We start from the raw sequence: 21,459 nt of genomic DNA, 5'->3' as shown, positions 1-21,459 counted from the left end.
TCAGACCAGCGCCTCTTCGCGCGACGGCGCGGGCTGCTGGACGGTGTGCCGCAGCAGCCAGACCACCGCGGCGACCACCAGTGCCGACGCGCTCGCCGCCAGGAACGACGCCGACGGGCCCGCGTGCTCCACCAGGTAGCCGCTCACGGACTGGCCGAACGCGAGCCCGAGCGTCACCGCCGTGAGGACCCAGCCGAAGGCCTCCGCCGCCGTGCCCTCGGGGGCCACCAGCTCGATCGCCGCCGAGTGGGTGGCCGACTGGGGCGTGATCATCGCGCCCGCGACGAGCATCGCCAGCGCCAGGCCCCACAGGCTCGACGGCAGCGCGAGCAACGCCACCAGCAGCCCGAACGCGGCGAGCAGCGTGGGCAGCCGCAACGACATCGCCCGCGGCCACGGGCGCAGGCTGAACGCGATACCGAAGGCCACCGAGCTGACCGACCAAGCCGACAGCAGCACCCCGCCCAGCTCCGGCCTGCCCGCCTCCGTCGCCGCCGCGGGCACCGCCACCTCGACGAACCCGATCACCACACCGAACCCGAGCGCCGCCAGCGCGAGCGTGCGCATGCCCGGACCCGCGAGCGCGCCCAGCAGCGACCGCCGTCCGCCGGCCGGCGCCGAACCCCACGCGCGGACGGCCGGGCTGAGCGCGAACAGCGTGCCGCCGGCGATCATGCAGACCGAACCCGCGATCATGCCCGTACCCGGCCACGGCGCGGCGACCAGCAGCCCGGCCAGGCCGGGACCGAGGATGAAGAAGACCTCCATGCTGATCGCCTCGTACGAGAAGGCGGCGTTGCGCACGCCTTCCACCGCGACCAGCCTGCCCCACAACGCCCGGGACGCCGAGCCGACCATGGGCTCCGTGATCCCGATGCCGCCGCCGAGCAGGACGAGCAGCGGCGTCGCCGCGTGCGCCTCGATCGCCAGCGTCAGCCCCGCCATCGCGAGCGCGAACAGCACCACCATCACCAGCAGCGGGCGCGTCGGGCCGAACCGGTCGATCAGCCTGCCCTGCACCACCGACCCGGCGGAGACACCCACCAGCGACCCGGCGGACACCAGCCCCGCGGCGGCGAACGAGCCGGTCTCCCGCTGGACGTACAGCAACGCCGAGAGACCGATCATCGCGATCGGCAGGCGGGCGAGCAACGACGCGACCAGGGGCCGGGTGGAACCGGGGGTCGTCAGGGCAGCACGGTAGTCGGCGAGGGAGACGGACTGGGACATGCGTACCAGTATGCCGCACTCTGGTACGGGGGTACCAGTTGTTTCGCGGCGAGGTTCATCACCAGTTCTCGCTGGTTGGTCTCGGTTGCATAACGGACGCCGGGTTTGCGCGGAAATCACGCAACGAAGAGGCCACGGGGGCGTCCTTGAGGGTGAACGGCCTTGAAATCCAGGGGAGGGGCCGTGGCAGAGTTGACATAACAGAAGAACTCCCTCCGGGCATCGGGTCGGGGCCTAATTCCGGAGGGCGGGGAGCGCGATCCGTCGGGGGATGGCTCGCGCACAGCGAAGGGCCGGTGCGCCACGTCGGGGGTGGCGCCCGGCCCTTCGTTTCGGAGTGCCCCTGCTTGCTCGCTTCGCTCGCTGCGCCTGGGCACTCCGGCGATCACATTGGGGGTCGAACCCCCAAACCCCCGCCAGGGAGGGCTTCGCCCCCCTGGACCCCCCTGCCGTGGTTGCGTTTGGCAGTCGGGTGCGGTTGGGGTTGGGGTCTTGCTACCGGGCGCGGCGGGCTAGGCGTTCTGGGTCCAGGATCAGGACGGACTTGCCTTCCAGGCGGAGCCAGCCTCGGTGAGCGAAGTCGGCGAGGGCCTTGTTGACCGTCTCGCGGCTCGCGCCGACGTACTGCGCGATCTCTTCCTGCGTCAGGTCGTGGGTGACCCGGAGGATGCCGGCCTCCTGGCTGCCGAAGCGCTGCGCCAGCTGCAGAAGAGCGCGCGCCACCCGGCCGGGCACGTCGGTGAAGATCAGCTCGGCGACCATGTTGTTCGTCCGGCGCAACCGGCGCGCGATCACCCGCAGCAGCTGCTCGGCGATCTCCGGCCGGGTCGAGATCCACTTCCGCAGCGACGGGCGGTCCATCGTCACCGCGCGCACCTCGGTCACCGTGGTGGCGCTCGACGTGCGCGGCCCCGGGTCGAAGATCGACAGCTCGCCGAACATGTCGGACGGTCCCGCGATCCACAGCAGGTTCTCGCGCCCGTCCGGGGACTTCCGGCCGATCTTGACCTTGCCGGACAGGATGATGTACAGCTTGTCGCCCGGTTCGCCCTCGGTGAAGATCACGTGACCCCGGGGGAACTCCACGGTCTCCAAGGTCTGCGCGAGCGCCTCGGCCGCGGCCGGTTCGACCCCCTGGAAGATGCCCGCCCGGGCCAGGGTCTCGTCCACCTCGTGCCTCCTCATTGCTGGCGACGCGGCCCCCGGTGCGGGAGCGTGTCGCCGATCACTTGCGTGCAGTCTAGGCCGTTCGGGCGAGATCGCCGCACGGCTCGCCGGTTGGCAGGCTGCTAACGCCCAGGAGGGTGGAAACGATCTCGTCCGGTCAGCCAGCTTAATCGCTGCTGACAGCCAGTTGACCGAGGGTATGCGAGAGTTGAGGTAGCCCTAACCCGAACGGGTCAATCCTGTGCGCGGCGTGACCGCAGCTTCGCGGCGCGGCCGCCGAGGCGGCGCAGCCGGAACAGTTCGAGCGCCCGGCCGATGCCGTGCCCGTAGAGCGCCCTGACCTCGTTCGGCCGGGCCTGCTCCAGGAACTCCTCGACCTCCTCCTCCTGCACGGCGACGTGCTTGAGGCGGCTTTCGACGCGTTCCATGGCGAGGGCGAAGAACATCATCACGAGGGGCACAGCGACTACGAACCAGACGGTCATGAACTTCAGATCCTCGCTTGAGTGGGCTCGGTTCTTGCGCCAGGTCTTCAGCTGTGGCAGGTCGGCCACCGGGAAGCACCCACAGCGGCTTCCGTAGGCTAGCGGGGTGCCACCCGCCGTTCGTCACGTCCCCCGGAAGGGTGCCGGGGAAAGCAGGCTTGCACTCGTGAGACGCGCGCGGCGGATGCTGCGTTGCCTCACCGAGGAATTCCCCGACGCGCACGCGGAGCTCGACTTCACGAACCCGCTCGAGCTGCTCGTCGCCGTGGTGCTCTCCGCGCAGACCACCGACGTGCGCGTCAACGAGGTCACGCCCGCTGTCTTCGCCCGGTTCAAGACCGCCGCCGACTACGCCGCCGCCGACCGCACCGAGCTGGAGGAGCTGCTGCGGCCCACCGGCTTCTTCCGCGCGAAGGCCAACTCGCTGATGGGTCTCGGCGCCGCCCTCGTCGAACGCTACGGCGGGGAGGTGCCGGACAAGCTCGACGAGCTCGTCACCCTGCCGGGTGTCGGCCGCAAGACCGCGAACGTCGTGCTCGGCAACGCCTTCGGCGTGCCCGGCATCACCGTCGACACCCACTTCGGCCGGCTGGTGCGCCGGTGGGGTTGGACGTCCGAAGAGGACCCGGTGAAGGTCGAGCACGCCGTCGGGGAGCTCATCCCGCGCAAGGAGTGGACGATGCTCTCGCACCGGGTGATCTTCCACGGGCGCCGCGTCTGCCACGCCCGCAAGCCCGCGTGCGGCGCCTGCCCCCTGGCGCGCGACTGCCCCTCGTACGGCACCGGCCCGACCGGGTTCGAGGAGGCGGCGAAGCTGGTCAAGGGTCCCGAACGGGACCACATCCTGGCGATGGTGCAGGGCTCGTGACCAAGGTGACGAAGTGGGCGCTCGCGGCGGGGGTGCTGGTCCTCGCCGTGATCGTCGCGGTGCTGCCGCGCACCGCGGGGACACGCAACACCGCCGGGCCCGACCTCACCGCCGCGCGCGCCGCCGCCGCGCTCGCGCCGTGCCCCACCACCGGTTCGGGGAAGGTCGCGCAGCTCGACGGCGTGTCCGCGCAGTGCCTCGCCGACGGCGGGAACGTCGACCTGTCGGCCGTGCTCGCCGGGCACACCACGCTGGTCAACGTCTGGGCCACCTGGTGCGTCCCGTGCAAGACCGAGTTGCCGGTGCTCGCGCAGTATGCCCGGCAGCCGGGCGCCGTCCCGGTGCTGCTCGTGCAGGCCGCCAGCTCACAGGCCGACGGCCTCGCGCTGCTGAAGGACCTGGGCGTGCACCTGCCGAGCGTCTTCGACGGCGAGGGCAACACGGGCCCGGTCCGGGAGAAGCTCAAGGTGGCCGCCCTGCCCTCGTCCTACCTGGTCACGCCCGACGGGCAGGTGCACCTCATCCGGAACCCACCTACCTTCGGCGACCCTGACGCGGTGCGCCAGGCCGTGGAGAGTGGTTCGTGACCGGTCCGCTCGTCGACGCGGGCACGGTTCCCGTCTGGCTGCGCCCGCTGGTCGAGATCAGCGGGCAGGTCGATTCGAGTACGTTCACGCGCTTCTCCCCGCCCCGGAACGGCCAAACCCGCCCGGCCGCGGTGCTCATCCTTTTCGGCGAAGGCCCGAGCGGCCCGGACGTGCTGCTCCTGCGCCGCGCCGACACCCTCGGCTCGCACGCCGGCCAGGTCGCCTTCCCGGGTGGCGGTGCCGAACCGGGTGATGCGGACATCGTGGCGACAGCGCTGCGCGAGGCCGAGGAGGAGACGGGCGTCGACCCTTCGGGTGTCCTGCCGGTGGCCGTGCTGCCCGAGCTGTTCGTTCCGGTTTCGCGGTTCGCCGTGACACCGGTCCTCGCGCACTGGCAGACTCCGTCGCCGGTGCACGCCGTCGACCCGGCCGAGACGGCGACGGTCGCCAGGGTCGCGCTGAGCGACCTGGCCGACCCGGCGCACCGCTTCCAGGTCCGGCGGCCGGGCACCGGGTACAAGGGACCGGCGTTCGCCGTGGACGGTCTGTTCGTGTGGGGGTTCACGGCCGGACTGCTGTCGGTACTGCTCTCCCTGGGCGGGTGGGAGCGCGAATGGGACCGCGACGACGTGCGCGATCTCGAAGCGGCACTGCGCGAGCACGATAGGGAGACACGATGAACTGGGTCGACGTCCTGGTGATCGTCCTGGCACTGCTCGCCGCCATCTCCGGCGCGCGCCAGGGCGTCGTCATCGCGCTGCCCGCGCTGGTCGGCGTGATCGGCGGCGCGGTGCTGGGGATCCGGATCGCCCCGCTGATCGTGGACCTGTTCAGCAACCCGGCGGCCAAGGTCGCGTTCGCGGTGGCCACCGTGGTGTTCCTGGTGGCGCTGGGCGAGACGCTCGGCGTGTGGGTCGGCAGGCGGATCAAGCACGCCGTGAAGAGCCGGATCAACACCGACAAGCTCAGCGGTATCGACCAGACCCTCGGCGCGATCGTGCAGGGCCTCGTGGTGTTCGTCGTGGCCTGGCTGATCGCGGTGCCGCTGACCGGGGTCGCGGCGCTGCCCGGCCTCGCGAAGGCGATCAACAACTCCGCGGTGCTCGGCGCCGTCGACAAGGCGATGCCCCCTGCCGCCGAAGGGCTGCCCGCCGACCTGCGCAAGCTGCTCGACGTGTCGGGCTTCCCGTCCATCGTGGACCCGTTCCAGAAGACGCAGATCAACGAGATCGCGCCGCCGGACACGAGCCTGCAGACCAGCGCGGTCGTGCAGCAGCTGCGGGGCAGCGTGCTGAAGATCCGCGGTACGGCGTCGTCGTGCTCGCGGGCGCTGGAGGGCAGCGGGTTCGTCGTGGCGCCGCAGCGGGTGATGACCAACGCGCACGTGGTCGCGGGCACGGACGAGACGGCGGTCGAGACGTCGCAGGGCAGGCTGCCCGCGCGGGTCGTCTACTTCGACCCCGAGGTCGACGTGGCCGTGCTCGCGGTGCCCCGGTTGCAGGCCCAGCCGCTGACCATCTCGTCGGCCGCGGGCAAGGCGGGCGACGACACGATCGTGCTGGGCTATCCCCTCGACGGCCCGTACACCGCGACGGCCGGGCGCATCCGAAACGAGATCACGTTGCAGGGGCCGGACATCTACGACTCCCACACGGTGCGGCGGGACGTGTTCACCGTGCGCGCCCAGGTCCGCAGCGGAAACTCCGGCGGCCCGCTGGTGAACCCGCAGGGCCAGGTCGTCGGTGTCGTGTTCGGCGCGTCGGTGGAGGACTCGGAGACCGGGTTCACGCTCACGACCAAGCAGGTCAGCTCGGTGATCGAGGACGCGCCCGCGTTAAGCGCGCGGGTGAGCACCGGATCCTGCGCCGCCTAAGAAGGACAAGACAGCCTTGTCCGTGCGGGCCGGGTCTTCCAGGTGCGGGAAGTGCCCGACGTCCGGCAGGGTCTCGAACCGTGAGTGCGGGCCCAGCCAGGGCGCGGACTCGCGGGCGGTCTCCAGCAGCACGCACGAGTCGGCCTCGCCGTGGACCTGCAACACGGGTGCGGCGACCCGCGTGCCGACGGCGTCGGTGAACCGCCGGCCCTCGCCACGGAACTGCGCCCGGAACGCCCAGCGGTAGTACTCCAGCGCGCTGTGCGCGACGCCGGGCACGAGGACGGCCTCGCGGAACCGCGCCACCGTCTCGGCGAAGTCGTCACCCTGCGGCCACTGTGGACCGGACCACGACCGGAAGAGGGTCTCGACCAGCGCCGCGTCGTCGGCGACCAGCCGCCGTTCGGGTGCCATCGGCACCTGGAAGCGGAACAGGTGACCCATCGCGCGGGTCTGGCTCTGCCCGCGCCGCAGCAGCGTGCGGCCGACGGCGGAGCGGAACGCGAGCGGATGTGCGCCACCGAGCACGCTCACCGAGGCGACGAGCCGTGGGTGCAGCGCGGCCGCTGTCCACGCGAGCATGCCGCCCCACGCGTGCCCGACGAGGTGCGCCCGCCGCTCGCCGAGCGCGCGGACGAGCCCGGCGACGTCACCGGCGAGCGTCCACGCGTCGTAGCCGCGCGGGGGCTTGTCCGAGTCGCCGTAGCCACGCAGGTCCGCCGCCACGACGCGGAACCCGGCCTCGGCGAGCGACACCAGCTGGTGCCGCCACGCCCACCAGAACTCGGCGAACCCGTGCAGCAACAGCACCAGCGGCCCGCTACCGGCCTCGGCGACGTGCAGCCGGATGCCGTTGGCGGAGACGTCGCGGTGCGTCCACGGTCCGTCGATCCGGACGCTGGACGGATCGGGCGGCTGCACGAGCGTCGGGAGGGTCAGCCGCGCTCGACGGCGGCCTCGCGCCGCGGCTTCAACGCCGCGGCGGTGTCCTTGACGCTCGTGATCGTGCGTTCCGGCGCGCGCAGCTTCTTCAGCTTGCGCCAGCCGAGCAGCGCGAGCACCACGGTGACCGCGAGCATGAGCCCGAACACGATGAGGAACGCCGCCCAGCGCTTGAGCCACTCGGACAGCAGCTCACCGAGGAAGAAAAAGAAGAAGAACGAGCTGTAGAGCCCGACCACACCGGCGATGACGAAGAAGACGCTGCCCTTGATCCCCTTCTTGACCTCGCCCGCGACCTCCGACTTCGCCAGCTCGACCTCGGCGCGCACCAGCGTGGACAGGTGCTGTGTGGCCTGGCTGACGAGGCTGCCGAGCGACTGCGCACCGTCTTCGGTGCCGTCGTCCTTCGACAGGGGGATGTAGGGCACGGCCCCGAGGCCGTCTGGGCCGCTGCGTTCGTGCTCCTGGCTGCTCACGGGGGTCATCGTGCCATGCGCCGCGCCACCCGGCTCGCTCAGTCCTCCCGCGCGCCGTGCACCCTGTTCCGGCGGAGCAGCAACACCGCGGCGCCGAGCGAGGCGACCATCGACGCGAGCAGGACGGCGGCCTTGGCCCGTTCGGCTGCCTCACCGCTCAGCGCGAGATCCGCGATCAACAGGCTCACCGTGAACCCGACCCCGCCGAGCAGCGACAACGCGGCGAGATCACGCCAACCGGTGCCGCCGGGCCGTTCGGCGAGCCCGGTCGAGACGGCGAGCGCGGAGGCACCGAGGATCCCGATGGGCTTGCCGACGACGAGCCCGAGCAGCACTCCGAGCGGCAGTGCTGTGGTGAACACCTCGGACAGCGACTTCGCGTCGATCTCGATCCCGGCGGCGAACAGCGCGAAGACGGGCACGGCGACGGCGGCCGACCAGGGCTGCAGCCGGTGTTCCAGTCGGACCGCTGGCGCCGCCTCCTCCCCCGGGTCGGGCCGGACGCGCGTCAGCAGCCCGAGTACGACTCCGGCGATCGTCGCGTGGATACCGGTCGTGTGCACCGCGACCCACGTGATCACGACCAGTGGCACGTACAGCCAGGGGCTGCGGACGCGCCGGTGCTGGAGGAACGCGTAGAGCGCGCACGCGGCGACCGCGACGGCGGCGGCCACCAGGTTGAAGCCGGTGGTGAACAACAGCGCGATGACGACGATCGCGCCGAGGTCGTCGACGACGGCCAGCGAGAGCAGGAACACCCGTGCGCTGGACGGCAGGTTCGAGCCGGTCAGCGCGAGCACGCCGAGCGCGAACGCGATGTCCGTGGCCACCGGGATCGCCCAGGCGCGGTCGATGCCCGGCGTGCCCCACGCGGCCGCGAGCGCGACCAGCGCGGGCACGATCATCCCGCCGAGCGCCGCGATGGCGGGCAGCACCGCCTGCTTGAGCCGCGACAGCTCGCCGACGACGAGTTCGCGCTTGAGCTCCAGCCCGGCCACGAAGAAGAACAGGGCGAGCAGCCCGTCCTTCGCCCAGTCGCCCACCGAGAGGTCGAGGTGCAGCCAGTGCGGCCCGATCCCGAAGTCCCGCAGCGCCCGGTAGGCATCACCCCACGGCGAGTTCGCCCACAGCAGGGCGAGCGCGGTGGCGGCGAGCAGAATCAGCCCACCCGTGGTCTCGGTCCGCAGGTAGCGGGCGAAATCGTGGACGGGGCGGGGCTTGGGCACTTCGGAGCTCCTCGGGAAGTCGATCGAGTCTTGCCGACCAGACTTCCCGGCGCACCTCGGCCCACTCTACAGGTAACAGTACGGCCGTCCTAGTATGTGAATTGCCAACGATGTCAGCACCACGAGAAGGACGTGTCGATGGTCACCTCCACCGAGGTCAAACCGGACACCAGGTTCTTCGGGCACCCACTAGGGCTCGCGAACCTGTTCGGCGTCGAGATGTGGGAGCGCTTCTCCTACTACGGGATGCTGGGCATTCTGCCCATCTACCTGTACTACTCCGTCGCCGACGGCGGGCTCGCGATGCCGGAGGCCACCGCCACCAGCATCGTGGGCGCGTACGGCGGTCTGGTCTACCTGTCGACGATCGCCGGCGCGTGGGTCGCCGACCGGCTGCTCGGCGCCGAGCGCACGCTGTTCTACAGCGCGGTGCTGATCATGATCGGGCACATCGCGCTCGCGGTGTTGCCCGGCTACGCGGGCGTGGGCGTCGGTCTGGTGTGCGTCGCGCTGGGCAGCGGCGGGTTGAAGGGCAACGCGACTTCCGTAGTCGGCACGCTCTACACCGAGCACGACGAACGCCGCGACGGCGGGTTCAGCCTCTTCTACATGGGCATCAACCTCGGTGCCTTCGTCGGGCCGCTGCTCACCGGCCTCGCGCAGAGCAACGTCGGCTTCCACCTCGGCTTCGGGCTGGCCGCGATCGGCATGGCGCTCGGCCTGGTGCAGTACACGCTCGGCCGGCGCAACCTGCCGGACTCGGCGCGCGAGGTCCCGAACCGGCTGCCCGCCCGCAACCGCCCCCACGCCATCGGCGCGATCGTCGTCGTGGTGGCGGTGATCCTGGTGGCCCTGTTCACCGGTGTCGTGACCGCGGCGAACCTGTCCGACGTCGTGGTGTGGGTGGTCGCCGTCGCGGCGGTGATCTACTTCGCGGTGATCCTCACCAGCCGCAAGATCACGGCGGTCGAGCGCAAGCGGGTGCTGTCGTTCATCCCGATGTTCATCGCCAGCGCCGCGTTCTGGGCGCTCTACCAGCAGCAGTTCACGGTCGTCGAGGTCTACTCCGACAAGCGGCTGGACCGGAACCTGTTCGGCTGGGAGATGCCCGTCTCGTGGGTGCAGTCGATCAACCCGATCTTCATCATCGTGCTCGCACCCGTGTTCGCGGTGATCTGGACCAAGCTCGCGCAGCGGCAGCCGTCGACGCCGATCAAGTTCGCACTCGGCACCGGCATCATGGGCGTCGCGTTCCTGCTGTTCCTGCCGATGGCGGACGGCGGCCCGAACAGCGCGCCGCTGCTCGGGCTGGTCGGCATCCTGCTGGTGTTCACAATCGCGGAGCTGATGCTCTCGCCGGTGGGGCTGTCGTTGTCGACGAAGCTCGCGCCCGAGGCGTTCCGGACGCAAATGGTGGCGCTGTTCTTCCTGTCGGTCTCGCTGGGCACCGCGCTGTCGGGCTCGCTGGCGCAGTACTACAACCCGGACGACGAGACGCCGTACTTCGGGATCCTCGGCGCGGTGGCCGTCGTGATCGGTGTGCTGCTGGCGCTGGGCAGCCCGTTCGTGAAGAAGCTGATGTCCGGGGTGCGCTGAGCCTCAGGCGGGTGGCCAGTTCCGCAGCGCGGCGTCGGCCACCCGCTGGAGTTCGGCGGCGGTGGCGCCGCCGGCCGCCTGGACGGCGATGCCGTTCGCCACGGTCATGAGGTACCGCGCGAGCAGGTCCGGGTCCGCGTCCTGGGGCAGGTCACCCTCGTCGACGGCCCGCCGGAACCGGTGGCGGAGCTGCACGCGGCCTTCCTCGCGCCAGGCTGCGAGGGTGTCCTGAGCCGCCCGCCCGGACTCTCCGGCGGCCAGTGAGCCCTGCACGCCCAGGCAGCCGGCGGGGCAGCCGGGCCGGGTGGTCGCCCCGACCGAGCCGGTGAGGAACGCCGTGGCCACCTCCCGCGCGGTCGGTTTCTCCATCGCGCGGGATGCGTAGGAGGCGGGGCCTTCGGTGTAGCGCGCAAGGGCCTTGCGGAACAGCTCCTCCTTGTTGCCGAAGGCCGCGTACATGCTCTTCCGGGTGATGCCCATGGCGTTGGTCAGGTCGGTCAGGCTCGCGCCTTCGTAACCCTGCTTCCAGAAGACCAGCATCGCCTGTTCGAGGGCTTCGTCGGCGTCAAAGCCACGCGGCCTGCCGATGGGTGCTTTCTGGGAGCTCTCCACGGCGTCATCCTAGCCTTCGATACCGATCGGTGCAAAAGTGCTATGGTCGACTTCTGCACCGATCGGTATCGAAGTTGAGGGAGTTCGAGGCATGGGAAAGCTGGAAGGCAAGACCGCGGTCGTCACCGGTGGCGGCACGGGAATCGGCCTGGCCACCGCCGCGCGGCTGGCCGCCGAGGGTGCCCACGTGTTCATCACGGGACGGCGCGAGGACATGCTCGCCCACGCCGTGGAGTCGATCGGTTCCGAGGTCACCGCGGTCCCGGGTGACATCTCGGACCCCGCGGACCTGGACCGGCTGTACGCCGCGGTCCGCGACCGCGGCCAGGGCCTGGACGTGCTGTTCGCGAACGCGGCCACCGCCGTCTTCGCCCCGCTCGCGCAGGCCACCGCGGAGCAGTTCGAACAGATCTTCGGCGTCAACGTGCTGGGCACGCTGCGCACCGTGCAGAAGGCGTTGCCGCTGCTCAACGACGGCGCGTCGGTGGTACTGAACGCCTCCATCCGCGCCGACGACGGCTGGGCGGACTACGGCCTGTACGCGGCGTCGAAGGCCGCGGTCCAGTCCCTCGGGCGGACCTGGGCCAACGAGCTGAAGGACCGCGCCATCCGGGTCAACGTGGTTTCGCCGGGCGCGATCGACACCGCCGGTGTCGACACCCTCATCGGCGCGGAGAACGCGGCCGCCGCGAAGAAGGAGCTCGCGGCCGGCGTGCCGATCGGCCGGCTGGGGCGCGCGGAGGAGGTGGCCGCCGCCGTGGCCTTCCTCGCCTCCGCGGACAGCAGCTTCGTGCTCGGCACCACGCTGTACGTCGACGGCGGCGAGAAGCAGTTCTGAGCCCGGCTAGCTGACCGCCACGTCGAACAACGCGCCGACGTAGTACGTGACCAGCATCGTCAGCAACCCGACCCCGACATTGCGCAGCACGGCCCGCCGGGCGCGCGCGTTGCCGAGGCGGGCGCTGACGTAGCCGGTCACGAACAGCCCGGCCACGACGGCCAGCACGCACGTCCACACGCGCCACGACAGCGGCGGCAACGCGATCGCCAGCAGCGGCAGCAGCGCGCCGACGGAGAACGACACGAGGGAGGCGCCCGCGGCCTGCCACGGGCTGGTCAGCTCGTCGGGGTCGATGCCGAGTTCGGCCTCGGCGTGGGCCTGCAGGGCGTCCTTCTCGGTCAGCTCGCGTGCCACCTGCGCCGCCAGCTCCGGGGACAGCCCCTTCTCCTCGTAGATTTCGGCGAGCTCGCGCTCCTCGGCCTCCGGCATGGTTTTGAGCTCTTCTTTTTCCAGCCGGAGCATCGCCCGTTCGGTGTCCCGCTGGGTGCTCACCGAGACGTATTCGCCACCCGCCATGGAAAGCGCACCCGCGACCAGTCCGGCGATTCCCGCCATCAGGACGGCGGTGTGGTCGGTGGTCGCGCCCGCCACCCCGACCACGATGCCCGCGACCGACACGATGCCGTCGTTCGCGCCGAGAACGCCTGCTCGCAGCCAGTTGAGCCGACTGCCAAGGTTCTCGCGGTGCGGCTCGTGGGAGTGCGCCGAAGGGGCGTCCTGTGTTTCCGTCACGCCATTATTGAAACACAATTCTTGGCGACGCCGAAAAAAGGGAGACCTCACTTAGTTTCGGCTGTCCTAAGTTCTTTTCCGCGATTTTCCCCGGACAGAAGAACGCCGGGGTGGCCGCCTGATCGAGGGGACAGCCACCCCGGCGAGTCCGGTGCGAAGGGTCAGGAGTCGAGCTCGGCCAGTGCCTGCTTCGCCTGCTCCAGCTCCGCCTCCAGCTGCGCGACCTTGGCCCGCTGCTGCTCGCGTGCTTCGTTGATGACCTCGTCGATCGGGGTGGAGAGGTCCTCGTGCAGCTCCTTGGCCGCGCGGGACACGGCCGCGGCCGAGATGACCAGGCCACGCGCGACCCAGGTGCTGCCGTGCTTCAGCTCCGCCTGCCAGTCGCCGTCAGCCGTGCCGGTGACGGTGAGCGTGAGCTCGACTGTGCGGGTCTTCTTGGCGGCGGCGCCGCCCTTCGGCCGGCCGCGCTTGGGCTTCGCCTCCTCCTCGGCCGGAGCGGGCGTGGGCTCGGCGGCCTTCTCCGTCGCGGCGGGGGCGGGCGTCTTGCCGGTCTCCTCGTCGGCCGCCTGCTCCTGCGGGGCGGTCGTGGTGTCCAAGCTCATGCGGGTGCGGTCTCCCTCTTCGTGGGGTACGACGGCGAAAGTCTAGAACACGTGTTCGACATGGGGAACACCGGGCTCCGCAGCCGATTGTGCCCACCCGGCCGGGACACGACTGAGGCCCCCTCCACGCGGGACGGGGGCCTCAGTGCATCCGCTGGTCAGTCCTCGCTCTTGCCGGACTGCAGCCCGGCGGAGATGAGGTCCATGACGCTGGAGTCGGCCAGCGTGGTGACGTCGCCGATCTGGCGGTTCTCGGCCACGTCGCGCAGCAGGCGGCGCATGATCTTCCCGGACCGGGTCTTGGGCAGTTCGGGGACGACCATGATCTGCCGCGGCTTGGCGATCGGGCCGATCTCCTTCGCCACGTGGTTGCGCAGCTCCTGCACGGCGGCGTCGCCACCGTCCACTGCGTTGCCGCGCAGGATCACGAACGCGACGATGCCCTGCCCCGTCGTGGGGTCGGACGCGCCGACGACGGCGGCCTCGGCCACGGTGGGGTGCGAGACGAGCGCGGACTCGACCTCGGTGGTGGAGATGCGGTGCCCGGACACGTTCATCACGTCGTCCACCCGGCCGAGCAGCCAGATGTCGCCGTCGTTGTCGTACTTGGCGCCGTCGCCGGCGAAGTAGTAGCCCTGGTCGGCGAAGCGCGACCAGTACGTCTCGCGGAAGCGCTCGTCGTCGCCCCAGATGCCGCGCAGCATCGACGGCCACGGCTTGTCGAGCACCAGGTACCCGCCGCCACCGGCCGGGACCTCCTTGCCGGCGTCGTCGACGACGATGGCGGAGATGCCGGGCAGCGCGGTCTGCGCCGAGCCGGGCTTGGTGGCCGTGACGCCGGGCAGCGGGGAGATCATGATCGCGCCGGTCTCGGTCTGCCACCACGTGTCCACTACCGGCGCCTTGCCCGCGCCGATGTGCTCGCGGTACCAGATCCACGCCTCGGGGTTGATCGGCTCGCCGACGCTGCCCAGCACGCGCAGGCTCGACAGGTCGTACTTCGCGGGGATGTCGTCGCCCCACTTCATGAACGTGCGGATCAGCGTGGGGGCGGTGTAGTAGATGGAGACCTTGTAGTTCTGGATGATCTCCCAGTGCCGTCCCTCGTGCGGGGTGTTCGGCGTGCCCTCGTAGACGACCTGCGTGACGCGGTTGGCCAGCGGGCCGTAGACGATGTAGGAGTGCCCGGTCACCCAGCCGATGTCGGCGGTGCACCAGTACACGTCCTTCCCCGGCTTGTGGTCGAACACCACGTTGTGGGTGTACGCCGTCTGGGTGAGGTACCCGCCCGAGGTGTGCAGGATGCCCTTCGGCTTCCCCGTGGTGCCGCTCGTGTAGAGGATGAACAGCGGGTGCTCGGAGTCGAACGCCTCCGGCTTGTGCTCGGGCGACTGGGCGTCGACCAGCTCGTGCCACCACACGTCGCGGCCTTCGGACATGGGGACGTCCTCGCCGGTGCGGCGGACCACGATGACCTTTTCGACCGACTCGGCGCCGTCGAGGGCCTGGTCGACGTTGGCCTTCATCGGCGCCGCCTTGCCGCGCCGGTACTGCCCGTCGGAGGTGATCACGACCTTCGCCGCGGCGTCGTCCACCCGGGACCGCAGCGCGGTCGGCGAGAACCCGCCGAACACCACGCTGTGCAGGGCACCGATGCGCGCGCAGGCCAGCATCGCGACGATCGCCTCGGGGATCATCTGCAGCTGGATCGCGACCCGGTCCCCGGCGGTGACGCCCAGCGACAGCAGGGCGTTGGCGGCCTTGGAGACCTCGTCCTTCAGCTGCGCGTACGTGATGTCGCGGGTGTCGCCGGGCTCGCCGACCCAGTGGATCGCGACCTGCTCACCGTGGCCGGCCTCGACGTGCCGGTCCACGCAGTTGTAGGCGACGTTCAGCTTCCCGCCCACGAACCACTTCGCGAACGGGGCGTTGGACCAGTCCAGCACCTGGGTCCACTTGGTGTCCCACGACAACCGCTCGGCCTGCTCGGCCCAGAACGCCTCGCGGTCGGCGTCTCCCCGCTGGTACCACTCCGCCGTGGCGTTCGCCTGGGCTGCGAACTCGTCAGACGGGGGGAATGTCCGGTTCTCCGTGAGCAGGTTGGACAATCCGGGGGACTGCTCTGTCATGGTGCACGGCCTCCTGAAGTGACGGATCTGCGGCTGACGCCCGAAGCACGGTAGCGACGTTTCTACGGAGAGCGAAAGGGTGCAGCCACGCACGCCTTGCGACGTGCCGTTTTGCTCATTGTTAGCTCTCATCCTCGCACGCCTGGTACGCCGAGTGGCCACTTCGGTGGTGGGCTTTCGGATGAGTGCGGGTGGCCATTCGGGTGGCACATATGCTCGCCGTACACGGGAGTCCGCGAGGAGGGCGCATGGCTGAGCGGGAAGAGCTCACCTGGGAGTTGTTCGGTTCGGCAGGCAGGGAGCTGGCGCAGGCGATCGCGGACGACGGCTACGAGCCCGACCTGATCCTCTCCATCGCGCGAGGTGGGCTGTTCGTGGCGGGGGCGCTGGGCTACGCGCTGGACGTGAAGAACCTGCACGTGATGAACGTGGAGTTCTACACGGGCGTCGACCAGCGGCTGGACCTGCCGGTGATGCTGCCGCCGGTGCCGAACGCGGTCGACCTGGCGGGCGCGAAGGTCCTGGTGGCCGACGACGTCGCCGACACGGGCGCGACGCTGAAGCTGGTGCGGGACTTCTGCGCGGACCACGTGGCCGAGGTGCGTTGCGCGGTGATCTACGAGAAGCCCCAGTCCCAGGTGAAGTGCGAATACGTCTGGCGCCGGACGGACAAGTGGATCAACTTCGCCTGGTCGAAGGAGCCCCCGGTCGTGCGGCGGGAGGGTCAGGTGCTGGACGCGTGAGGGGTTTGATGGGGTGTCCGGTCGTGCCGTCGGGTGGTGAGCGCGCGGTGGGCTCGGTCAGGCCGTGCGAAGGGCTGGTGCGGCAGGCGTGACGGATCCACTGGCGCCACTGCTGGAACTGGACGGCGTGGCGGAAGCGGTCAAGGCAGTGCAGGACGCGGTGTTCGCGGTGCACCGCCACCCGGCCAACCTGCGGGGCGGCTCGGCAACAGCGGCCGAAGCGTCGGTCCGAGCGGCCCGCGCCTCGGCGGCGATCGACGGTGCGGACCCGGAGATCCCCGCAGACGCGGCGGTGAAGGACCCGGTGCTGGCGGGCGCGTTGCGGGTGGCAGAGGCGCTGGAGTCGCTGCTGCCCACGTGGCGCAGAGCCCCGGCCCAGGCACTCGCCCGGATACACGTCCTGGCGGCGGCGGACCTGGTCTCGAACGCCGCAGCAGCGGCCGGCGGTGCCGAGCTGAGCGGCCGGCAGTCCCAGGCCGCCGATGTTCGCCCACTCTCAGGAGCCGGTTCGGGTTTGGATTTGCTGGGCCGTCCCCGCCCGGGCACGGGAGCCCGGCTGAATCTGCTGGCGCAGCTGATCACAGGCGCGACCTCGGTGCCGGGCCCCCTGCAAGCAGCAGTCGTGCATGGTGAGCTGCTGTCGCTGCGCCCGTTCGGCACGGCCGACGGCGTGGTAGCCAGGGCGGCGGCGCGCCTGACGATGGTGGCGACAGGCACGGACCCGAAGTCGCTGACGGTGCCCGAGGTGGCCTGTTTCCGCCGGGTGGTTCAGTACAACGAAGCAGCGGCCGCCTTCGCCACCGGCGAGCCGGGCGGGGTTCGGACCTGGCTGCTCTTCTGCTGCGACGCAATGGAGAAGGGCGCCAGGGAGGCCCGCGGTATCGCAGAAGCGGCGAGCTGAGCCTTCGGGCGGCGTCCGATGTCGACGCGGTCCCCTACGAGTCGCCGGGGCATGGGGGCCTGAAAGCGCTTTCCATAGCTGAAAGCGCTTTCAGGCCGCGTCAACGTGAGCCCGAGCCGCTCGGAACACCGGTCCACCCGGCTCTCGCAACAAACCGAACCGCATCACCGGAGCAAGCTCGGCCGAGCCCCAACCCGCAGAGTCCAAGCCGAGCCAATCCCTGCAATGCCCGCCCACGCCCAACCCGCAGCGGCCGAACCAGGCCCGACCTCGCGGCGGTGAGGCCGAACCGGCCCTTGCGATGCCCGCCCATGCCCAACCCGCAGCGGCCGAACCAGGCCAAACCCGCAGCGGCCAGCCGAACCGGCCCTTGCAATGCCCGCCCACGCCCCACTCCGCAGTGACCGAGCCAAGCCCAACCCCGCGCCGGTCAGCCGAGTCGACCCTTGCGATCCCCGCGCAAGCCGACTCCGCAGCGGCTGAGCCAAACCCAACCCCGCGCCGGTCAGGCCGAGCAGGCGGTACAGGCGTCCACCGCTTCGCGGACGTGGCCACCGCTGGCTGCGAGCATCGCCGTGGCGGTGTTGGCGTCCACTCCGCACAGCAGGTGCATCAGCGCCACCTTCAGGTCACCGTCCGCCTCGGCGAGTGCGTCCGCGCATTCCCGCTCGCTCGCGCCCGTCGCCTCGTGGAGGATCCGCAGCGTCCGCCCGCGCAGTTTCGCGTTCGTCGCCCGCATGCTGACCATGAGGTTCGAGTAGGTGCGGCCGAGCTTGACCATCGTGGCCGTCGAGAAGGCCGTGAGAATCTGCTTCTGCGCCGTCCCCGCCTTCATCCGCGTCGAGCCGGCGATCACCTCCGGACCCGTGTCGACGGCGATCAGCACGTCCACCCCGGCCGGCCGCAGGGCCCGCGCGTTGCCGGACACCAGACCGGTGTGCGCCCCCTTCCGGCTCGCCGCGAGCAGCGCGCCGAGCACGTACGGGGTGCGGCCCGACGCGGTCAGCCCCAGCACGAAGTCGCCCGGCTCGACCGCCGCCGACAGCTCGTCCGCGCCGGCCGTCGCATCGTCTTCGGCGTTCTCCACGGCCTTCTGCAGAGCCTGCGCGCCGCCGGCGTGATGCGCCACGAACCAGTCTTCGGGCACGTTGTAGGTGGGGACGAGTTCAGCGGCGTCGAGGACGGCGAGCCGCCCCGACGTGCCGGCACCGACGTAGTGCACCCGGTGCCCGTTGCGCAGCGCTTCCACGGCGTAGTCCACCGCGGTCGCGAGCTGGGGCAGGACCTCGCCCACGGCTTCGGGCACCCGGCGGTCCTCGGCGTTGATCACGCCCAGGATCCCGAGGGTCGGCAGGCGGTCGATGTCTGTCGTCCGGGGGTTGCGCTGCTCGGTCGGGGAATCGACGTGCACGACCTGACTCGGCACCGTCATGATGCGCCTCATTTCAGTTCTGCTCACTTACCGGTTTCACGGGGACGCCTCCTGCCGTCCGGCCGCACGCCCAGCCGGTGCGCGCCGACCGCGTCCCGGGTGGCGTCCAGCGCCTGGGAAGCGGCGTCCATGTGGCGCTGTGCCACGCCGATGAACAGGCAGTCGATGACCGTCAACTGCGCGATCCGGCTCGCGGTCGCGCCCGAACGGAAGGTGGTCTCCCGCGCGGCGGTGGTCAGCACGTGGTCGGCGACCTCGGTGATCGGCGAGCGCGGGAAGTTCGTCAGCGCGACTGTGGTGGCGCCGTGCTCGCGGGCCACGCGCAGGGCTTCGACGGTGTCGGTGGTCGCGCCGGTGTGGGAGACGCCGATCGCGACGTCGCCCGGGCCGAGCACGGCGGCGGAGGTGAGCATGATGTGCGTGTCGGACCAGGCGAAGCACACCCGGCCGATGCGGTGCAGCTTCTGCTGCAGGTCGGCGGCGACGAACGCGCTCGCGCCCACCCCGTACACGTCCGCGCGGCCGGCCTGGGCGAGCAGGCTGATCACCTGCTCCAGTTCCGCGACGTCCAGTTGGTCCGCGGTCTCCTCCACGGCACGGGCGTCGGCGAAGCTCACCTTGCCCACGACGGCCGCGAGGTCGTCGTCCACGCCGATCTCCCCGCCGAGGTTCCGCGTGGAGCGCGCCTCGGTCCGGGCGGTGTCCGCGGCGAGAGCGATGCGTAACTGGGGGTAACCGCCGACGCCGACCGCCTTGCAGAAACGGGTGACGGTGGTTTCGCTGGTGTTCGCGGCGAGCGCGACCTCGGTGATGCTCCGGCGGGCGACCGAGGACGGGTCGTCGAGCACGACTTTCGCCACTCGCTGCTCGGCGCGCGCCAAACCGGGCAGAAGGGACCGAATCCGCACCAGCGGACTGGTCTCGGGCTCTCTAGCAGCGGAAACGGTTTCCGTAGGTAGCGGACCAGTTACGGAATCAGTATCCGTTGCCGTGGGAAAGTTACTAACCGTAGGCATTTGCGACAAGGCTACCCACATCCTTCGGGATGATCGCAACTCGTCCGCCCCTGCACGTCCGAGCTGCGCTGACTCAGTTGCCCAGAAAGTCGCCAACCAGGTCAAAGATGTTAACGTCGACTTGTTAACGACTTGGCAACTTGCTGTGGTTCCCGAAACAGCCAACGATCGTCGGTAGCCCGCCGCAATCGATCAGTGCTAGGGATTCCCCGGCCGCATCGTATGCCTCGGCGATCGCGAAATCCTCATCTCATTACCGTGATTTCCGCTCCCATCCGACCGCGGAGAGTGACGACGGCCGTCGTTCAGCATCCAACAGAGTGCCGTTGTTGCTGGTTATCCGGACACCGTCCACTGACACGCCTCGGCCGGTGTAAGAGCTGTCCGTGGTGTAGCGCCAGCGAAGAATCACTCGACCGGTCGCCGGTAATTGTGCCGCCGCCCGCCACCAGGAGCGGTGACCGTGCCCACTCAGCGCCGTTACTTGACCATCAGGAGCGCCCGGACCAGCGACGTGTAACGGCACCGGTTGCCATGTAACACCGTCCGCGCTGGACTCCAGCACGAGCGGATCGGTGGTCTCGGTGTCGACGAAAACGTCGAAATCGACCCGCGTCGCACCCGATGGTTGCAACGCCGGTGTGGTCAACGTCGCCGTGCTCGCGTTGCCGATCTCGCTGGACCACGCGTCAGACCCCCGCGCCGGACGGACAGCCATCGCGCGGGCGAGCGCCGTCGCCCACGTCTCCCGGGCGAGGTTGATCGAACCCCAGTTCCGAGTCGGATGCACGCGGTTGGTGAGCAGGATGGCGACCGACCGCGACAACGGGTCGATCACCAGTGTGGTGCCGGTGAAGCCGGTGTGCCCCGCGGTCTCGGGCGACGACAGCGCGCCCATGTAGAACATCTGGTCCAGCTCGAACCCGAGCCCGTGGTCGTTCCCCGGGAACGCCTGGTTGTAGTTCGTCAGCATCAGCCGCACGGTCTCCGGCCGCAGGATGCGCGCTCCGCGGTAGCTGCCGCCGTTGAGGATCGTCTGCGCGAGGATCGCCATGTCGCCCGCCGTCGAGAAGACGCCGGCGTGCCCGGACACCCCGCCGAGCGCCCACGCGTTCTCGTCGTGGACCTGCCCTCGGACGAGTCCTCGCGGCGGATTCGTCTCGTACTCCGTCGCCGCGATGCGCGGGAGCTTGCTCGCGGGAGGGTTGTAGCCGGTGTCGGTCATGCCGAGCGGCTGGGTGATGCGGTCGTGCACCACCTTGTCCAGCGTCGAGCCGGTCAGCTGCTCGACGAGGAAGCCCAGCGTCATCAGGTTGATGTCGGAGTACAGGTACGCGGTGCCGGGCGGGTGCACCAACGGGCTGTCCAGCACGGCCTTGCGGCGCGCGGGGATGTCCGCGTACCCCTGCCAGAGCGAGGGCGTGGGATCGGCGTCGAGCCCGGACGTGTGGGTCAGCAACTGCTGGACGGTGACATCCTGTTTGCCGTTCGTGGCGAACTCCGGCAGATACCGCGCGACCGGGGCGGCCAGATCGACCTTGCCGGCCTCGACCAGCTGCATCGCCACGATCGAGGTGAACAGCTTGCTGATCGAGGCCATGTCGAAGATCGTGTCCGGGCGCATGGGCACCTGCTGGTCGGCAGGCAGTTCGGTGCCCGCCGCGTCGGCGTACCGCAGCGCCTGACCGGTCGCGTACTGGTCGACGATCACCCCGTCGTGCGCCAGTAGCCCCACCGCACCCGAGAAGTGCGGATGCCCCGTGGCCGGATCGTTCTGCGTCCAGCTCGCCAGGAACTGCTCCGCCGCGCGGATCGGCGCGGCGTCCAACCCGACCTCGCCCGGATTTCCCTTGCGCAGCACGGTGTTCGCGGGCGCGAAACCCTGCTGCGGCCGGTCGAACCGGCCTGCCCACGGCTGGTGCACCTCGGCGATGGCGCTCGCTCCCGGCAGTGTCAGTGCCGCGAGGAGCAGCACGAGCACGAGTTTTCCGACACGCATGA

21 protein-coding genes are annotated in these 21,459 nt (G+C 70.3%); 8 read left to right on the top strand and 13 right to left on the bottom strand.

Annotated features, from left to right (window positions below):
* The 3 genes from FHX82_RS11110 to FHX82_RS11100 all read right to left on the bottom strand — a co-directional run bounded on the left by FHX82_RS11110 (position 1) and on the right by FHX82_RS11100 (position 2,882).
* Complete coding sequence (locus tag FHX82_RS11110; protein ID WP_145937093.1) at positions 1–1,230, bottom strand: MFS transporter; 1,230 nt, start codon at positions 1,228–1,230, stop codon at positions 1–3.
* 495 nt (positions 1,231–1,725) lie between these two features.
* Complete coding sequence (locus FHX82_RS11105; protein WP_091508361.1) at positions 1,726–2,400, bottom strand: Crp/Fnr family transcriptional regulator; 675 nt, start codon at positions 2,398–2,400, stop codon at positions 1,726–1,728.
* A 230-nt stretch (positions 2,401–2,630) separates the two neighbouring features.
* A complete protein-coding gene (locus FHX82_RS11100) occupies positions 2,631–2,882 on the bottom strand; it encodes a hypothetical protein (protein ID WP_091508363.1) in 252 nt (83 codons plus the stop codon).
* A 184-nt stretch (positions 2,883–3,066) separates the two neighbouring features.
* Here FHX82_RS11100 and nth point away from each other — a divergent pair, with 184 nt between their 5' ends.
* Genes nth through FHX82_RS11080 form a run of 4 tightly spaced genes read left to right on the top strand, consistent with a single transcriptional unit; the run spans position 3,067 to position 6,210 of the window.
* Positions 3,067–3,750, top strand: a complete 684-nt coding sequence (gene nth / locus FHX82_RS11095) for an endonuclease III (protein ID WP_145939064.1) — start codon at positions 3,067–3,069, stop codon at positions 3,748–3,750.
* Positions 3,747–4,337, top strand: a complete 591-nt coding sequence (locus FHX82_RS11090) for a TlpA family protein disulfide reductase (protein WP_145939050.1) — start codon at positions 3,747–3,749, stop codon at positions 4,335–4,337. The genes nth and FHX82_RS11090 overlap by 4 nt, the downstream gene beginning before the upstream one ends.
* A complete protein-coding gene (locus FHX82_RS11085; protein ID WP_145939051.1) occupies positions 4,334–5,017 on the top strand; it encodes an NUDIX hydrolase in 684 nt (227 codons plus the stop codon). The genes FHX82_RS11090 and FHX82_RS11085 overlap by 4 nt, the downstream gene beginning before the upstream one ends.
* Complete coding sequence (locus tag FHX82_RS11080) at positions 5,014–6,210, top strand: MarP family serine protease (protein WP_145939052.1); 1,197 nt, start codon at positions 5,014–5,016, stop codon at positions 6,208–6,210. The genes FHX82_RS11085 and FHX82_RS11080 overlap by 4 nt, the downstream gene beginning before the upstream one ends.
* Here the strand turns inward: FHX82_RS11080 and FHX82_RS11075 are convergent.
* The 3 genes from FHX82_RS11075 to nhaA are packed head-to-tail and all read right to left on the bottom strand — an operon-like array spanning position 6,172 to position 8,854.
* Positions 6,172–7,131 carry an alpha/beta fold hydrolase gene (locus FHX82_RS11075; RefSeq protein ID WP_145939053.1) on the bottom strand — a complete coding sequence of 320 codons (960 nt, stop codon included), beginning with the start codon at positions 7,129–7,131 and terminating at the stop codon, positions 6,172–6,174. The two genes, FHX82_RS11080 and FHX82_RS11075, sit on opposite strands and share 39 nt — an antisense overlap.
* Before the next feature lie 14 nt (positions 7,132–7,145).
* Positions 7,146–7,637: a phage holin family protein gene (locus tag FHX82_RS11070; RefSeq protein ID WP_183176552.1), complete on the bottom strand. Its 492-nt coding sequence runs from the start codon at positions 7,635–7,637 to the stop codon at positions 7,146–7,148.
* Between the two features lie 29 nt (positions 7,638–7,666).
* Positions 7,667–8,854: a Na+/H+ antiporter NhaA gene (nhaA, locus tag FHX82_RS11065; RefSeq protein ID WP_145939055.1), complete on the bottom strand. Its 1,188-nt coding sequence runs from the start codon at positions 8,852–8,854 to the stop codon at positions 7,667–7,669.
* A gap of 138 nt (positions 8,855–8,992) precedes the next feature.
* Here nhaA and FHX82_RS11060 point away from each other — a divergent pair, with 138 nt between their 5' ends.
* Positions 8,993–10,450 carry a peptide MFS transporter gene (locus FHX82_RS11060; protein WP_145939056.1) on the top strand — a complete coding sequence of 486 codons (1,458 nt, stop codon included), beginning with the start codon at positions 8,993–8,995 and terminating at the stop codon, positions 10,448–10,450.
* Positions 10,451–10,453: 3 nt separating this feature from the next.
* Here FHX82_RS11060 and FHX82_RS11055 read toward each other — a convergent pair whose 3' ends face one another.
* Positions 10,454–11,062 carry a TetR/AcrR family transcriptional regulator gene (locus FHX82_RS11055; RefSeq protein WP_145939057.1) on the bottom strand — a complete coding sequence of 203 codons (609 nt, stop codon included), beginning with the start codon at positions 11,060–11,062 and terminating at the stop codon, positions 10,454–10,456.
* A 91-nt stretch (positions 11,063–11,153) separates the two neighbouring features.
* Between FHX82_RS11055 and FHX82_RS11050 the strand changes: the two genes are divergently transcribed.
* Positions 11,154–11,900, top strand: a complete 747-nt coding sequence (locus tag FHX82_RS11050; RefSeq protein WP_145939058.1) for an SDR family oxidoreductase — start codon at positions 11,154–11,156, stop codon at positions 11,898–11,900.
* A 6-nt stretch (positions 11,901–11,906) separates the two neighbouring features.
* Here the strand turns inward: FHX82_RS11050 and FHX82_RS11045 are convergent, their stop codons facing one another.
* The 3 genes from FHX82_RS11045 to acs form a co-directional block, all read right to left on the bottom strand.
* The gene (locus FHX82_RS11045) at positions 11,907–12,635 is read right to left on the bottom strand and encodes a VIT1/CCC1 transporter family protein (protein WP_145939059.1); all 729 of its coding nucleotides are present in this window, start codon (positions 12,633–12,635) and stop codon (positions 11,907–11,909) included.
* A gap of 161 nt (positions 12,636–12,796) precedes the next feature.
* Positions 12,797–13,237: a DUF6319 family protein gene (locus FHX82_RS11040; RefSeq protein WP_145939060.1), complete on the bottom strand. Its 441-nt coding sequence runs from the start codon at positions 13,235–13,237 to the stop codon at positions 12,797–12,799.
* A gap of 158 nt (positions 13,238–13,395) precedes the next feature.
* Complete coding sequence (gene acs, locus FHX82_RS11035) at positions 13,396–15,366, bottom strand: acetate--CoA ligase (protein WP_145939061.1); 1,971 nt, start codon at positions 15,364–15,366, stop codon at positions 13,396–13,398.
* Between the two features lie 248 nt (positions 15,367–15,614).
* Between acs and FHX82_RS11030 the strand changes: the two genes are divergently transcribed.
* Both FHX82_RS11030 and FHX82_RS11025 read left to right on the top strand, forming a co-directional pair.
* Positions 15,615–16,109, top strand: a complete 495-nt coding sequence (locus tag FHX82_RS11030; protein WP_145939062.1) for a phosphoribosyltransferase — start codon at positions 15,615–15,617, stop codon at positions 16,107–16,109.
* Between the two features lie 88 nt (positions 16,110–16,197).
* Positions 16,198–17,010 carry a Fic family protein gene (locus FHX82_RS11025; RefSeq protein ID WP_145939063.1) on the top strand — a complete coding sequence of 271 codons (813 nt, stop codon included), beginning with the start codon at positions 16,198–16,200 and terminating at the stop codon, positions 17,008–17,010.
* A 505-nt stretch (positions 17,011–17,515) separates the two neighbouring features.
* Here FHX82_RS11025 and FHX82_RS11020 read toward each other — a convergent pair.
* The 3 genes from FHX82_RS11020 to FHX82_RS11010 all read right to left on the bottom strand — a co-directional run bounded on the left by FHX82_RS11020 (position 17,516) and on the right by FHX82_RS11010 (position 21,457).
* Positions 17,516–18,445, bottom strand: coding sequence for an N-acetylmuramic acid 6-phosphate etherase (locus tag FHX82_RS11020; RefSeq protein WP_145939305.1), 930 nt, complete (start codon positions 18,443–18,445; stop codon positions 17,516–17,518).
* A gap of 20 nt (positions 18,446–18,465) precedes the next feature.
* Positions 18,466–19,458, bottom strand: coding sequence for a MurR/RpiR family transcriptional regulator (locus tag FHX82_RS11015; RefSeq protein ID WP_229881265.1), 993 nt, complete (start codon positions 19,456–19,458; stop codon positions 18,466–18,468).
* A gap of 253 nt (positions 19,459–19,711) precedes the next feature.
* Entirely contained in the window at positions 19,712–21,457 is a 1,746-nt protein-coding gene (locus FHX82_RS11010) for a serine hydrolase domain-containing protein (RefSeq protein WP_145939301.1), read from the bottom strand.
* Between the last annotated feature and the right edge of the window lie 2 nt (positions 21,458–21,459).

It is taken from the genome of Amycolatopsis bartoniae, from assembly GCF_014191255.1.
GTDB classification, from domain to species: Bacteria; Actinomycetota; Actinomycetes; order Mycobacteriales; family Pseudonocardiaceae; genus Amycolatopsis_E; species Amycolatopsis_E bartoniae.
The sequence above is the reverse complement of the archived record's forward strand: the minus strand, read 5'-3'. Positions and strand labels throughout refer to the sequence as shown.